This window comes from Micromonospora sp. RHAY321 (assembly GCF_023896955.1).
In the GTDB taxonomy this organism is placed as follows: Bacteria; Actinomycetota; Actinomycetes; order Mycobacteriales; family Micromonosporaceae; genus Micromonospora.
The window spans coordinates 108781-122697 of sequence record NZ_JAMHIW010000013.1 but is presented as its reverse complement, the minus strand read 5'-3'; the positions used below and the strand labels follow the sequence as shown (position 1 = coordinate 122697).

The window sequence follows — 13917 nt, the reverse complement described above, 5'->3', positions numbered from 1 at the left end:
GCAGGGGCCGATGCGTGTGAGGATGGGGGCATGTCGCACGGCGAGGAACTGTTCGCACTCGGCGGGGACGTGACGACGGAGCCCAGCTTCGAGTCCGCTCTGCGGGGATACGAGAAGAAGCAGGTCGACCGGTACGTCGCGCGTGCCGAGCACGAGATCGCGACCCTCGCCGCCGAACGGGAACAGGCGTACACACAGATCCACAAGCTCGCCGGCCAGGTCGAGGTGCTCCAGCGGGACCTCACCCAGGTGCGCAAGCAGATGAACGTGGTGGACCGGGCCTCGTTCCGCCACCTCGGCCCCCGCGTCGAGTCGATCCTCACCCTCGCCGAGGAGCAGGCCGAGTCGATCGTGTCCGCGGCGAACGAGGAGATCGAGGCCCGTCGCGCCGCCGCCGAGAACATCATCGAGGAGGCCCGCGAGCAGGCCGCGCGGGCACTCAAGGACTTCGAGATCGCCCTCGGCGCGCGGCGCGCCGAGGAGGAGCGGCACAGCGCCGCCCGGCGCGCCGAGGCGGACGCGACCCTCCAGTCGGCCAGGGACGAGTCGGCGAAGCTGCGCAAGGCGGCGCAGGACGCGCTGGCGAAGGCCCAGCAGGAGGCCACCCAGCTGCGGGACACGGCCAAGGAGATCCACAGCCGGGCGCAGCAGGAGTCCACCAAGCTGCGTGAGGCGGCCCGCGAGGCGCTGGCCACCGCCCGGCAGGAGGCCAGCGAGCTGCGCGACGCCGCCAAGGAGGTGCACGCCAAGGCCCTCCAGGAGGCCAAGCGGCTCACCGACACCGCGACGGAGGCCGGCCGGGCCACCCACGCCAAGGCGCAGCAGGAGGCCAAGCAGATCATCGACGACGCGTCGATGGCCGGCCGCGCCACCCGGGCGAAGGCCCAGCAGGAGGCGGAGCGGCTGATCACGCAGGCCACCGAGTCGGCCAAGCGCAGCCGGGCCGAGACCGAGGCGTACGTGCAGCGGATGCGCAGCGAGACCGAGGCGTACGTGCAGCAGGCGCGGGCGCAGACGCAGCAGGAGCTGGGCGCCTGGCGGGCCGGTGTGGAGCAGGAGGTCAACTCCCGGCGGGAGACGGCCGACCGGGAGCTGGCGCAGCGGCGGGCCACCGCCGAGCAGGAGTTCGCCAAGCGCCGCGACGAGCTGGAAAAGCAGCACAAGTCCCGCCAGGACGAGCTGGAGACCACCTTCACGAGCCGCCAGCAGGAGCTGGAGACCACCTTCAGCAGCCGCCAGCAGGAGCTGGAGACGGAATACACCACCCGCAAGAACGAGATCGAGCAGGGCGCCGACGCGATCCGCAGGGCGGCCGAGCAGGATGCGCTGACCATGCGCCGGCAGGCCGAGGAAGAGGCCGCCGAGCTGCTGAGCCGGGCCGAGACCGAGGCGAGCGACAAGCGCCGCAAGGCCGACGAGCACGTCGCGGCCTCCCGCCGCCAGTTCGAGGAGTACGCGGCCACCACGCAGCAGCACCTCGCCACCACCCAGCAGCACCTGGCGGCGACCCAGCAGGAGTCGGCCGCCGGTCGGCAGCAGCTCGCCCAGGTGATGCTGGAGATTGCCCAGGCCCAGCAGCAGCTCGCCGACCTGCGGCAGGAGACCTGGAAGTCCCGGCAGGAGTCCGACGAGCTTCAGCGGCAGCTGGCCGAGCTGCGGTTGCAGACCGTCACCGTCCCGACCGGCACCGGTGCCGCGAGTGTGCCGGCCGCCGGTGAGGGGGCGACCGCGACCGCACCGACCACAGCGGACGGCCCGACCACACCGGCCTCCGGGGACGGCCCGACCGCGCCGGTGGCCGGGGACGACGCGCCGACCGCGCCCGCCACGGTGACCGCCGAGGCCACTCCGGCGGCCGCCGGAGCCGCCGCCGGCGGGCTCAAGGCCGAGCCCGCCGACACCCGGCAGCCGGCGAACGCGGGTCCCGAGCCGGCCGGGCAGTCCGCGACCCGGCCGGTGGCCGAGCCGGTGACCACCGTCGACGGCGGGACGGCCAGCGCCGGAGTGGACGGCGAGCCGACCGTGGCCGCCGTTCCGGGAGAGGGTGGCCGGGGCGCCAAGCCCACCAAGATCACCAGCACGGGCGAGAACGGCAAGCGGCCCACCAAGCCGACCACCGACGAGCGCAGCGCCAAGCCCAGCAAGGTCACCGTCGAGAAGGAATGACGGTTCCCGCGCACCAGCCACGGCAATCTTGGACAGTTGCCGTTCACGAGGGCGGGTCGATGATCGGCCGACGGAACGGCCCCCACGCCACGAAACGTTCGAACAGCTCCCGCGGCGTCGGCCCGTCGTAGGGGTTGAGCTGGTAAAGGTCGTGCGCCGCCTCGTGATAGAGCCCGGCCAGGTAGATGGTCAGGGCCGCCGGGTCCGCGTCGAACTCCGCCTTGAGCAGCAGTCGCGCGTCCGCGCACGGCCACGGCCGGCCATCCGCCCGGCAGCACCACATGGGCCGCAGCGGGGTGTGCGGCGTCCGCGCCCCGCAGGGTCGGGGATGCATGGGGTACGGCCCGAGCCGCGGCTGCGGCAGCCCGCACATCGGCGTACGCGCCCGTCCAGGCCGACCGGCACCCGGCGAGCAGCCTGTGGACGACCTCGGCGCCGTCCCGACGGCCTGTGACGGCCGGCGGCCGGCACGGGTGGAGATGGGCATGGGGTACCTCCTCGACTGGAAACGGGACGCGTGCGCCCGGATGGCGGCGGGCCGGAACGACCGACCACGGATCCGGTACGTGACAGTCTGCTGAGCGCACCACTACGGTCGGAAGGCGTCGGCGCGACCAGCGGCGTAGCTGCGTCGGTGGCGCGACCCGCCGGGCCGGCCGGTGGAGACGACCCCCTACCTGCGGAGGCACTGTGGAAGGCGACGCCGCGCCGACGGCCGACATGATCCGCGCCCAGTTGCGCCGGCTGCGGACCGCCGCCGGGATGAGCCAGGAGGAGTTCGGCCGGCTGGTGCACTACTCCGGTTCGATGGTGTCCGCACTGGAGCTGGGTCAGCGCCCGCTGGACCGGCTCTTCCTGGCCCGCGCCGACGAGGTGCTCGCCACCGGCGGCCTGCTGGTCCACCTGCTCAAGCTCGCCGAGCGGGACGGCCAGCCGAGCTGGTTCCGGCCCTGGCTGGACGCCGAGCGTGGCGCCCGCCAACTGCGCTGCTTCCAACCCACGCTGATACCTGGCCTGCTCCAGACCGAGAACTACGCCCGGGCGGTCCTCCGGGGCGACGATACCCTCAGCGCAGACGGTCTGGACAGGCTGCTGGCCGGCCGGATGGACCGTCAGTCGCTCCTGGTCCAGCCCGAGCCGCCGCAGTTCGTGGCCGTCATCGACGAGCTGACGCTGCGTCGCACCGGTGAGGAGTTCCTCGGGCTGATGGTCGAGCAGATAACCCATCTGATCTCCTGCGCCGAGCAACCCCACGTCAGCGTGCACATCGTTCCCGCCGAGGTCGGGCTGTACGCCGGACTGTCAGGCCCGTTCGTCCTGGCCCGAGGCGCGGACGGCGGCTGGGTCGGTCACCTGGAAAACCAGCTTGGCGGCACAGTGGTGGACACAGAGGATGGTCTGGCTACGCTTCTCGCGAGATGGGAGAGCGTGCGGAACGATGCCCTGTCCCGCCGGCAGTCCATCGAACTGATGAAGAGGATCGTGACGACATGGAGCTGAATGGCGCCGCATGGCGCAAGTCCACCCGCAGCGGCGTGAGCGGGGGCGACTGCGTCGAGGTGGCGGACAATCTGCCCGGGGTGGTGGGCGTGCGGGACAGCAAGGACCCGAGCGGCCCGGTGCTGGTCTTCGCGCCGGCCGCCTGGCAGGCGTTCGTCGCCGCCGCCCGTCGACCCGCCGCCTGACCCGGAGGTCCTGGTGCCGCAGCACGGCCAGCCCGCCGACGACCCGGACGCGACGCCTGGCCGTCCAGCGGACGAGGCACCCATCCCGGTGCCGGTCCCGACCCCGGAGGTCGACCCGGACGAGCCGCCGGCCGTCCCGTCGGGAAAGTTCGGCACGCCGGGGCGTCCGCTGCGGCGCAACAGCTTCCTGATCGGCTTCACCGGCGCGGTCGGCGTGCTGCTCGCGTACACGCTCTATCTGGGGGTCCGCAACGCCGGCGGCATCCTGGTGCTGGTGGCGATCGCGCTCTTCCTGGCGGTCGGCCTCAACCCGGCGGTGGTCCGACTGCGCGGCTGGAAGGTGCCGCACGGCCTGGCGGTCGCGGTGGTGGCGCTGACGGTGGTGCTGCTGCTCTGTGGCGGCGTGGTGGCGCTGGTGCCGCCGATCGTGACGCAGTCCGGGCAGTTCATCGACCAGTTGCCCAGCTACGTCGAGGAGCTGCGCCGCAACCCGACGGTCAACGATCTGGTGGAGCGGTTCGGCCTGGTGGAGCGGGCGCAGAGCGCGGCGAACGCGGACAACGTCGGCCGGGCCCTCGGCGGGGTGCTCGGCGGCGCCCAACTGATCTTCGGCACGGTGTTCCGGACGCTGACCGTGCTGGTGTTGACCATCTACTTCCTGGCGTACTTCAACCGGCTGCGCTCCCTGGGCTACGCGCTGGTGCCCCGGTCCCGGCGGGAGCGGGTGCAGCTGATCGGCGACGAGATCCTCGCCAAGGTCGGCGCGTACATGGTCGGTGCGCTGAGCATCGCGGTGCTGGCCGGCGCGACCACCTTCGTCTTCGCGCTGGTGGTGGGTCTGCCGTACCCCTTCGCGCTGGCAGTGGTGGTCGCGGTGACCGACCTGATCCCGCAGATCGGCGCCACGCTGGGAGCGGTGATCGTCAGCCTGGTCGGCTTCGCCACCGACCTGCCCACGGGTATCGCCTGCGCGGTGTTCTTCCTGATCTACCAGCAGGTGGAGAACTACCTGATCTACCCGAAGGTGATGCGGCGCTCGGTGGAGGTCAACGAGGTGGCCGCCCTGCTGGCCGCGCTGCTCGGGGTGGCGCTGCTGGGTGTGGTGGGCGCGCTGATCGCCATCCCCACCGTGGCCGCGCTGCAACTGATCCTGCGCGAGGTGGTGCTCCCCCGGCAGGAGACCCGCTGACCGGGCCTCGGGTCAGTCGGCCTGATTGGCGAGCGGACCGGGGACGGGGGTGTCGGCGAACGACGCCACGGTCCGGTCGGCGTACGCGCTGACGTCCCCGGCCTCCATCGGGCCGTCCCAGGTCGTCGGCAGGGGCACCGTGACCTCCGGGTTGACCCGGCGGACGATCTCGTCGAGCACCGTCTCCGCGTCGCCGACCCACAGGTGCTTGGCGCCCGGCACCCCGACCACCTCGGCCTGCGGCACGGCGGCGAACCGCTCCCCGGCCTCGGCCGGGCGCAGGTAGTCGTCGAACTCGGGCACCAGGGCCACCAGCGGCCGACCGGAACCGGCCCAGGTGGCCAGGTCGTCGGGTGTCGAGAAGCGCAGCGGCGGGGAGAGCAGGATCGCCCCGGCGACCGCCGGGTCGCAGCCGTACTTGAGCGCCAGGTCGGTGCCGAACGACCAGCCGACGAGCCAGATGTTGGGCAGCTCGGCGAACTCCGCGTACTCGATGGCGGCGGCCACGTCGTAGCGCTCGCCGACGGCGCCGTCGAAGGCGCCCTCGCTGGTGCCGCGCAGGCTGCTGGTCCCCCGGGTGTTGAACCGGAGCACCGCCAGGTCGGCCAGGGCGGGCAGCCGCCAGGCCGCCTTGCGGAACACGTGGCTGTCCATCATCCCGCCGTGGGTGGGCAGCGGGTGCAGGCAGACCAGGGTGGCGACCGGCGGCCGGTCGGCCGGCAGGGCCAACTCACCGACCAGCCGCAGACCGTCGGCGGTGTGCAGCTCGATGTCCTCCCGGCGGCCGGGCAGGATCGACGACGCGCGGATCGGTGTGCTCACCGGTCAAGTCTGTCGCGAACTCGCCGCCGCCGCCCGCCCAGGCACGAACAGGGTGATCCAGGTCGCTTCAGTAGCGCGGCGTCGCTTCAGTAGCGCGGAGTGCCCCGGCCGCGCTGCACCGCCGGGCCGCGCCGGTCCCGGGCACGCCAGCAGCCGCTGTGCCAGTGCCGCCGGTCCGTCAGGTCACCCAGGCCGTCGGCCGGCCAGGCCACCAGGTGCGCCACCCCGGGCCGGATCTCCTGGTCACAGCCGGGACAGCGGTACGTCTTGACCGACGCGCCCGCGCCGATCCCGCGTACCTGCCAGGCGCCGTCGGTCCACTGCTGCACGGAGGCGACACCCTGCCGGACCCGGTCGTCGTCCAGGTTGGCGTTCTCGTCCCGGCGAGGGCGGTTGCGACGGGGGCTCACAGTCACCAAGCGTACGGTCCGCCGGGCAGGACGACCCGGGGCGGTCACCAGGTCGCGGGCTGGTCCAGGTGCTCGGCCCCGCCTAGCGGTGCGAGTGGTCGCGGAAGCCCCGGCGGGTCTTGCGGCCCAGGTAGCCGGCGGTGACCAGGTGCTCCAGCAGCGGCGCGGGGGCGAAGCCCGGCTCGCGCAGCTCCAGGTACAGCTCCCGCTGGATGGCCAGTGAGACGTCCAGCCCGACCACGTCGAGCAGCTCGAACGGGCCCATCGGGTAGCCGCAGCCCAGCTTCATGGCGTGGTCGATGTCGTCGGCCGTGGAGTAGCTGGCCTCCAGCATCTTCACCGCGTCGTTGAGGTACGGGAAGAGCAGCGCGTTGACGATGAACCCGGACCGGTCGCCGCAGACCACGCCGGTCTTGCCCAGCGCGGCGCAGACCGCCCGGGCGGTGGCGGTGGTCTCCGGGGAGGTGCGGATGGTGCGGACCACCTCGACCAGCGGCATGACCGGCGCCGGGTTGAAGAAGTGCAGCCCCACCACGTCGGCCGGCCGGTGGGTGGCCATCGCCACGTCGATGACCGGCAGGGACGAGGTGGTGGTGGCCAGCACGACGCCGGGCTTGCAGATCTCGTCGAGGCTGGCGAAGAGCGCCTTCTTCACGCTCAGCTCCTCGACCACCGCCTCGACCACGAGGTCGACGTCGGCGAGGTGGTCGAGCGTGGCCGACCAGCTGATCCGGCCCAGCGCGGCGTCCCGGTCGGCCTCGGCGAGCTTGCCGCGTACGACGCCCTTGTTCAGCGACGTCTTCACCGCCTCGCAGACCTTCGCGGACTTCTCCGCCCCCCGGGTCACCGAGACGACCTCGTAGCCGGCCTTCGCGAAGACCTCGATGATCCCGGTGGCCATCGTCCCGGAGCCCACCACGCCGACCTTGGTGATGGCCCGCGCGCCGTCGGCGAGCGCGGCCTCCGTGGCCAGCGGCGTCGCCTCGTCCGGTACGACCACCGGCGAGCCGGGCCGCTCGTAGGTGTAGAAGCCCCGACCGGACTTCCGGCCGAGCAGCCCCGCCGTGACCATCTGCTTGAGCAGCGGCACCGGGGCGTGCCGGCGGTCCCGCCCGCCGCGCCGGTACATGGTGTCCAGGATCTCGTACGCGGTGTCCAGGCCGATCAGGTCCATCAGCGCCAGCGGACCCATCGGCAGGCCGCACCCGAGCTTCATGGCGGCGTCGATGTCCTCGCGGGTCGCGTAGTGCGCCTCGAACATCCCGACCGCGTGGTTGAGGTAGCCGAAGAGCAGCGCGTTGGCGATGAAACCCGCCCGGTCGTTGATGGTGACGTCGACCTTGCCGAGCCGGGCGCAGAGGGCCTCGACGTCGGCGACCACCTCGGGCGAGGTCACCACGGTGCGCACCACCTCGACCAGCTTCATCACCGGCGCCGGGTTGAAGAAGTGGATGCCGATGACCTGGTTGGGCCGGGTGGTGGCCACCGAGATCTCGGTGACGCTCAGCGACGAGGTGTTGGTGGCCAGGATGGTCTCCGGCCGGCAGACCCGGTCCAGCTCCGCGAAGATCCGCTGCTTGAGGTCCAGGTGCTCGGGCACCGCCTCGATGACCAGGTCGACGGAGTGCAGCGCGTCCAGGCCGACCGCGAAGTGCACCCGCTCGTGCAGGGCGTCGCGGTCCGCCGCGGCGAGCTTGCCCTTGGCCACCGCCCGGTCGGTGGAGCCGGTGAGGGTGGCCCGGCCGCGCTCCAGCGCCGGCTCGGAGATCTCGACCGCCACCACGTCGATGCCGTTGCGGGCGAAGACCTCGACGATGCCGGCACCCATGGTGCCCAGCCCCACCACGCCAACGGTGCTGAACTCGCGCGCCACGACCGGCCTCCCCAGACAGTCCGCACGACCACTGAACGGCCGCTAAGGTTATGCGCGCGAGTCTGCCACGTGACGCTGGGTTGTCGAGACGCCGTGGCATATTTCACCCACGACGCCGCCGTCCGCCAGCGCTCAGCCGGCCGGGACGGCGGTCAGCGCCAGCAGCTCCGAGACGAACGCCGCCGGGCGCTCCAGGTGCGGGCTGTGCCCACACCCCGGCAGCACCACCTCGTGGTACGCACCGCCGGCCGCCGCGTACCGCTCCAGCACCGCCCGGGTCTGGCCGATCATCGGCTGCGCCGGGCAGGCCTGCTCACCGGGCCAGCCGGGCAGCACACCCAGCGAGCCCAGGTACGCCAGGTCGAACAGCGAGGTGTCCGAGACGATCACGTCGGCGTCGCCGCGTACCCAGGTGACCGGGGGCTTCTCGGCGACGGCCACCAGCTCGTCGGCGAGCCGGAAGAACGACGGCGCGAGCGCGTTGAGCACCCCGCGCTCCCCCGGCGCCATGCCCGGCCAGTTGTCCGACGGCGCCGCCGTGCCCGGGTAGTTGTCGTCCCCGGTCGCGGTGGAGAGCAGCGTGTCCAGCAGCAACTCCTCGTCCTCGCCCAGCGACGCCGGATCGGCCACATAGGTGGCCCGCAGCACGGCGCGCGGGCTGGCCGGGGCGTCGGCGCTCCGGTCACCGGCGGCCAGCCGGGCGACGAAGTCCGGGTTCGCCGTGCCGGCGCCGGTCCCGGCGAAGTCGGGGGTGGTCGGCGTGCCGACCAGGTCGCGGGTGCCACCGAAGCCGTACGGCGAGACGGGTGCGGCGAGCAGCAGCGCGCCCACCCGGTGCGGGTGGTCGACCAGCAGGCGCATCGCCACGCCCCCGCCGAGGGAGTGCCCGACCACCACCGGGCGGGCGTCGGCGCCGAAGAGCGTCGGGTCGTCCAGCAGGGCCGCCACGTCGTCGGCGAAGTCCCCCAGCCCTCGGGTGGCGTCCACCGGGGCGGTCTCGGAGTCGCCGTAGCCGCGCAGGTCGGGGGCGACCACCCGCAGCGTCGGCGGCAGCCGCCGGACCAGCGGCTCCCAGAACAGGGCGGACGAGCAGTTGCCGTGGATCAGCAGCACCGGCACGCCGTCCGGCGGGCCGGCCACCCGTACCGCCTGGGTGATGCCGTTCGCCGTCACGGTCCGCTGCTCGGTCTCCATGCGCGGGATGGTGCCACGCCCGCCGACGCCCGTCCATGTGCCGGGCAGCCATCGCCGGTCCGGCGCGGATGTGCCGGACCGCCCCTCGGCTCATGCCTCGGCAGGCGCGTCAGCGGCGTCCGGTCGGTGGCGTGGCCAGCGGCAGGGGCAGCGTCGGCCGGATGTCGCGCCGGGACGGGCCGAAGCTGAGCCCGACCGGGTCGGTGTGGGCCACCCCCGGGTCGAACAGACGGAGCTCGGTGCGGCCGAGCCGGATCACGTCGCCGTCGGAGAGCCGTTCCACCTCGGTGATCCGGCGGTCGTTGAGCCACGTCCCGTTGGTGGAGCCCAGATCCCGCAGCGACGCGCCCTCGGCGGCCAGCCACACCTCCGCGTGCCGACGGCTCAGGTGCGGGTCGTTGATGACGACATGGCCGTTCGGCGCCCGACCGATCACCAGCGGTTCGACCCGCAGTCGAAAGCTCGCCCCGCGCATCGGCCCACCGGCGACCGTCAACAGCGGCATCAGTTCCGGATGTTCCTCCATGGACAGTCAGCCCTCCAGCCCACACCATCACTCCGCGCGTCAGCCTGCCATCAGACGGTAATCGTCAATACCGCCCGGCGGTCAGCTCCTCGCCACCTCCCGGCCATCTCCCGATCCACGATTCGGGCGGACAGCGTCTGCGATCAAGAGCCTGGCCTGCTCTGATCAACGAGCGGCCCGGTCGAAGCGACTCCCGTCGCGCCGGCCCGAATCGCGGCCCTACCGGCGAGTAATCCTCGGGTCTAGACTTCCGCCATGACGGCTGTGCAGGTCCCGGGAACCCCGGTCATCGAGGCGGGCCAACTGGTCTCCACCAGCCCGGCCACCGGCGTCGAGGCCGGTCGCCTCCCCGTCGCCACCGACGCCGACGTGCGGCAGGCCGTCGAGGCCGCCCGCGCCGCCAGCGAGTGGTGGGCCGGTCTCGGCTTCGCCGGTCGTCGCCAACGGCTCCTGCGCTGGCGCGCCCTGCTCGCCAAGCGGATCGAGCAGCTCGCCGAGCTGGTGCACGTCGAGGGCGGCAAGCCGGTCGCCGACGCCATCGTCGAGATCGTCACCGCGATCGAGCACATCGACTGGGCCGCCCGCAACGCCGGCCGGGTGCTCGGCCCACGCCGGGTGCGGTCCCGGCTGATCCTCGCCGAGTTCTCCGGCCACCTCGAATACCAGCCGTACGGCGTGGTCGGCGTGATCGGGCCGTGGAACTATCCCGTCTTCACCCCGATCGGCTCCGCCGCGTACGCCCTCGCCGCCGGCAACGCCGTCGTGCTCAAGCCCAGCGAGTACACGCCCGCCGTCGGCCAGTGGATGGTGGACACCTTCGCCGAGGTCGTCCCCGAGCACCCGGTGTTCACCGCCGTGCACGGGCTGGGTGACGTGGGCGCGGCCCTGTGCCGCTCCGGGGTGAACAAGCTGGCGTTCACCGGCTCCACGGCGACCGCCCGGAAGGTGATGGCCGCCTGCGCCGAGACGCTGACCCCGGTGCTCATCGAGGGCGGCGGCAAGGACGCCATGATCGTCGACAGCGACGCCGACCTGGACGCCGCCGCCGAGGCCTGCGTCTGGGGCGGCATGACCAACGCCGGTCAGACCTGCATCGGCATCGAGCGGGTGTACGCCGTCGACCCGATCTTCGACGCCTTCGTCGACAAGGTGGTGGCACGCGCGGCCCGGTTGACCGTCGGGCCGGAGGGCGCCGACATCGGCCCGATCACCATGCCCGCCCAGGTCGACGTGATCCGCCGCCACATCGAGGCCGCGGTCAGCTCCGGCGGGCGCGCCGTGCTCGGCGGGCCGAACGCCGTGCAGCCGCCGTACGTGCACCCGACCGTGCTCGTGGACGTACCGGAGGAGTCGGCCGCCGTCCGCGAGGAGACCTTCGGGCCGACGCTGACCATCAGCCGGGTCCGCGACGCCGACGAGGCCGTCACCCGGGCCAACGCCCTGTCGTACGGCCTCGGCGGTTCGGTCTTCGGCCGGCGCCGCGCCGTGGCCATCGCCCGACGGCTGCGCTCCGGAATGGCGTCGGTCAACTCCACGCTGACCTTCGCCGGGATGTCCACGCTGCCGTTCGGCGGGGTCGGCGACTCCGGCTTCGGGCGGATCCACGGCGAGGACGGGTTGCGCGAGTTCGGCCGCGCCAAGGCGATCACCCGCCGGCGGGCCCGGTCCCTGCTGCCGTCGATGACCTTCGAGCGCACCCCGACCGACGTCGCCCGACTGGTGAAGGCCATCAAGGTGATGTACGGGCGGTGACGCTCAGAAGAGGGTCAGCTCGTCCTTCTCGATGCCGCGCAGCTTGTCGTAGTCGACGACCACGCACCGGATGCCCCGGTCGGCGGCCAACACCCGGGCCTGCGGCTTGATCTCCTGCGCGGCGAACACCCCGGCCACCGGGCTGAGCAGCGGATCCCGGTTCATCAACTCGAGATAACGGGTGAGCTGCTCCACCCCGTCGATCTCACCGCGCCGCTTGACCTCGACGGCGACAGCGCCCTGGTTGGCGTCGCGGCAGAGCAGGTCGACCGGGCCGATCGCCGTCATGTACTCGCGGCGGACCAGCGTGTACCCCTCACCCAACGCGCCCGGGTTGGCCGCCAGCAACTCCTGCAGGTGCGCCTCCACCCCATCCTTGCGCAGGCCGGGATCCACCCCCAGCTCGTACGAGGTGTCCTGGAAGATCTCCTCCAGGGTGATCCGCAGCTCCTCGCCGGCCTTGTTGACCACCCGCCACACGCCGGGGGCCTCCTCCAGCCGACACGGGGGGCTCATCCAGTTCAACGGCTTGTACGCCCGGTCGTCGGCATGGATGGACACCGACCCGTCCGCCTTCACCATCAGCAACCGGGTGGCCAGCGGCAGGTGAGCCGAGAGCCGTCCGACGTAGTCCACCGAGCACTTCGCAATGACCAACCGCACCCGACGAGGGTAGCCGAGCACCCACCGGTCGCCAGCGAGCGGCACTGGCGCGTCGGTGCGATGCTGAGACCGTGTTCGAAGTCCTCACCGGCACCGGCCTCGCCGCCTCGGCGGGGCTGAACGCCTACATACCCCTGCTCACCCTCGGTCTGCTCGCCCGCTACACCGACCTGATCGACCTGCCCAGCGGTTGGACCTGGCTCGGTAACGGCTGGGTCATCGTCATCCTGGCCGCCCTGCTCGCCGTCGAGATGGTGGCCGACAAGGTGCCGGTGGTCGACCACGTCAACGACGTGGTGCAGACCGTCGTCCGCCCCACCGCCGGCGGCCTGGCCTTCGGCGCCGGATCGTCGTCGGAGACGGTGACGGTCAGCGACCCGGGGAGCTTCTTCTCGTCGCACCAGTGGGTGCCGGTGGTCACCGGCGTTCTGCTCGCGTTGGGCGTACACCTGCTCAAGTCCGCGGCGCGGCCGGTGATCAACGCCACCACCGCCGGGTTCGGTGCCCCGGTGGCCAGCACCGCCGAGGACGCCACCAGCGTGGTGGTCTCCCTGGTGGCGATCATCCTGCCGGTGCTGGTGCTCGCCTTCCTGCTCGGCCTCGTCGCCTTCGTCTACTGGTTCGTACGCCGACGCTCCGAACGTCGCCGGGAACGCGAGGCAGCCCGCGCCGCCGGCTTCCGCGTCTGACAGACCACTCTGGTCAGAGCGGTTCCCGCCGGGTCCAGACATGCCGCTGGCCGGCACCCGTGTCGGGTGCCGGCCAGCGGTCGGGTTGCTCTATCGGGTCAGCTGTTCCAGTGCTGGGTGACCAGGTCGGTGGCCTGCTGCTCCCACTGGGCGTAGGCGTCCGGGTACGCCGATACCTGCACGGTCTGCGCGGCGTCGGTCAGTGGCATGTCCTGCCACCCGTCGACCTGCTTCAAACCCTTCAGGAACGCCGTCGTCGAGTAGGCCGGATCGGTGATCTGCTCCGGGGTACCCCAACCCGAACTCGGCCGCTGCTGGAACAGGCCCAGCGAGTCGTGATCGTTCATATCGCCGAGGTGGCCCAGGTTCTCCAGCTTCGACTCCTGCAGGCTCGTCGCGATCGAGATGACCGCGGCCCGCTCCGGCAGACCCGCCTTCTTCGTCGCAGCGATGATCGCCTTCACGTTCGCCACCTGCTCATCGTTCAGGGTGATCCGGGACTGCTCGCCCTGCGGCTTGACGGTCTGCACCGCAACCGCAACCGGCTTCGCATCGACCGGGGTGGCGGCGTGGGCGGCGATCGGGCCGGCGAACACACCACCGGCGAACGCGAGACCAGCAACGGACAGCATGCTCTTACGGATGATCGTGTTCATGGGGGTAGCTCCTTCACGGGGGTAGACACCCGGTCGCTCGGGGGAACGACACGCGGGTGCAAGCACCTCGTCCGGCGCTTCTCAAACACGGGGGAAAGTCTTTTCGGCGGCTCACGGGCGGGGGGCTCGTGGCGCCGGGTCTGTGTGTAACGACCGCCGGGCCGGAGTCATTCCGGGGTGCGGCACCCGGTGGAGCGGGTGCTGCGGTCGTTCAGGGGTTGTGTAACGACCGCCGGGCCAGGCTCATTCCGGGGGTGGCCCATCCGCTGGCACCCCGTTGAGCGGGTGCTGG

At 72.2% G+C, this 13917-nt stretch carries 14 protein-coding genes; 6 read left to right on the top strand and 8 right to left on the bottom strand.

The window, feature by feature from the left end; translation table 11 throughout:
* Positions 1-30 precede the first annotated feature (30 nt).
* Entirely contained in the window at positions 31-2166 is a 2136-nt protein-coding gene (locus M8C17_RS23725; protein WP_252418769.1) for a hypothetical protein, read from the top strand.
* Positions 2167-2209: 43 nt separating this feature from the next.
* Here the strand turns inward: M8C17_RS23725 and M8C17_RS23720 are convergent, their stop codons facing one another.
* A complete protein-coding gene (locus M8C17_RS23720; protein ID WP_252418767.1) occupies positions 2210-2500 on the bottom strand; it encodes a hypothetical protein in 291 nt (96 codons plus the stop codon).
* 386 nt (positions 2501-2886) lie between these two features.
* Between M8C17_RS23720 and M8C17_RS23715 the strand changes: the two genes are divergently transcribed.
* The 3 genes from M8C17_RS23715 (at position 2887) to M8C17_RS23705 (ending at position 5040) form a co-directional block, all read left to right on the top strand.
* Positions 2887-3666, top strand: coding sequence for a helix-turn-helix transcriptional regulator (locus M8C17_RS23715; RefSeq protein WP_252418826.1), 780 nt, complete (start codon positions 2887-2889; stop codon positions 3664-3666).
* On the top strand, positions 3657-3851 hold the full coding sequence (locus M8C17_RS23710) for a DUF397 domain-containing protein (protein ID WP_252418766.1): 195 nt from the start codon (positions 3657-3659) through the stop codon (positions 3849-3851). The genes M8C17_RS23715 and M8C17_RS23710 overlap by 10 nt, the downstream gene beginning before the upstream one ends.
* A gap of 88 nt (positions 3852-3939) precedes the next feature.
* Complete coding sequence (locus M8C17_RS23705) at positions 3940-5040, top strand: AI-2E family transporter (RefSeq protein WP_374558979.1); 1101 nt, start codon at positions 3940-3942, stop codon at positions 5038-5040.
* 12 nt (positions 5041-5052) lie between these two features.
* On the opposite strand, the gene M8C17_RS23700 is transcribed toward M8C17_RS23705, so the two are convergent.
* From M8C17_RS23700 to M8C17_RS23680, 5 genes are all read right to left on the bottom strand, one after another.
* The gene (locus M8C17_RS23700; RefSeq protein ID WP_252418765.1) at positions 5053-5862 is read right to left on the bottom strand and encodes an alpha/beta hydrolase; all 810 of its coding nucleotides are present in this window, start codon (positions 5860-5862) and stop codon (positions 5053-5055) included.
* 86 nt (positions 5863-5948) lie between these two features.
* Positions 5949-6278: a hypothetical protein gene (locus M8C17_RS23695; protein WP_374558957.1), complete on the bottom strand. Its 330-nt coding sequence runs from the start codon at positions 6276-6278 to the stop codon at positions 5949-5951.
* A gap of 76 nt (positions 6279-6354) precedes the next feature.
* A complete protein-coding gene (locus M8C17_RS23690; RefSeq protein ID WP_252418764.1) occupies positions 6355-8145 on the bottom strand; it encodes a 3-hydroxyacyl-CoA dehydrogenase family protein in 1791 nt (596 codons plus the stop codon).
* A gap of 132 nt (positions 8146-8277) precedes the next feature.
* Positions 8278-9339 (bottom strand): alpha/beta fold hydrolase, encoded by a 1062-nt coding sequence (locus tag M8C17_RS23685; RefSeq protein WP_252418763.1) that lies wholly within the window; start codon positions 9337-9339, stop codon positions 8278-8280.
* Between the two features lie 109 nt (positions 9340-9448).
* A complete protein-coding gene (locus tag M8C17_RS23680; RefSeq protein WP_252418762.1) occupies positions 9449-9865 on the bottom strand; it encodes an FHA domain-containing protein in 417 nt (138 codons plus the stop codon).
* A 255-nt stretch (positions 9866-10120) separates the two neighbouring features.
* Between M8C17_RS23680 and M8C17_RS23675 the strand changes: the two genes are divergently transcribed.
* Complete coding sequence (locus tag M8C17_RS23675) at positions 10121-11617, top strand: aldehyde dehydrogenase family protein (RefSeq protein WP_252418761.1); 1497 nt, start codon at positions 10121-10123, stop codon at positions 11615-11617.
* Between the two features lie 3 nt (positions 11618-11620).
* On the opposite strand, the gene nucS is transcribed toward M8C17_RS23675, so the two are convergent.
* Positions 11621-12280: an endonuclease NucS gene (gene nucS, locus M8C17_RS23670; RefSeq protein ID WP_252418760.1), complete on the bottom strand. Its 660-nt coding sequence runs from the start codon at positions 12278-12280 to the stop codon at positions 11621-11623.
* A 71-nt stretch (positions 12281-12351) separates the two neighbouring features.
* Between nucS and M8C17_RS23665 the strand changes: the two genes are divergently transcribed.
* Complete coding sequence (locus M8C17_RS23665; protein WP_252418759.1) at positions 12352-12969, top strand: DUF4126 domain-containing protein; 618 nt, start codon at positions 12352-12354, stop codon at positions 12967-12969.
* Positions 12970-13067: 98 nt separating this feature from the next.
* Here M8C17_RS23665 and M8C17_RS23660 read toward each other — a convergent pair whose 3' ends face one another.
* On the bottom strand, positions 13068-13625 hold the full coding sequence (locus M8C17_RS23660) for a hypothetical protein (protein WP_252418758.1): 558 nt from the start codon (positions 13623-13625) through the stop codon (positions 13068-13070).
* Positions 13626-13917: the final 292 nt, after the last annotated feature.

What these genes read in the sequence shown, in the direction of transcription:
- M8C17_RS23725 (WP_252418769.1), top strand. Translation starts at nt 31, where the DNA reads ATGTCGCACGGCGAGGAACTGTTCGCACTCGGCGGGGACGTGACGACG.
- M8C17_RS23720 (WP_252418767.1), bottom strand. Translation starts at nt 2,500, where the DNA reads ATGCATCCCCGACCCTGCGGGGCGCGGACGCCGCACACCCCGCTGCGG.
- M8C17_RS23715 (WP_252418826.1), top strand. Translation starts at nt 2,887, where the DNA reads ATGATCCGCGCCCAGTTGCGCCGGCTGCGGACCGCCGCCGGGATGAGC.
- M8C17_RS23710 (WP_252418766.1), top strand. Translation starts at nt 3,657, where the DNA reads ATGGAGCTGAATGGCGCCGCATGGCGCAAGTCCACCCGCAGCGGCGTG.
- M8C17_RS23685 (WP_252418763.1), bottom strand. Translation starts at nt 9,339, where the DNA reads ATGGAGACCGAGCAGCGGACCGTGACGGCGAACGGCATCACCCAGGCG.
- M8C17_RS23680 (WP_252418762.1), bottom strand. Translation starts at nt 9,865, where the DNA reads ATGGAGGAACATCCGGAACTGATGCCGCTGTTGACGGTCGCCGGTGGG.
- M8C17_RS23675 (WP_252418761.1), top strand. Translation starts at nt 10,121, where the DNA reads ATGACGGCTGTGCAGGTCCCGGGAACCCCGGTCATCGAGGCGGGCCAA.
- M8C17_RS23660 (WP_252418758.1), bottom strand. Translation starts at nt 13,625, where the DNA reads ATGAACACGATCATCCGTAAGAGCATGCTGTCCGTTGCTGGTCTCGCG.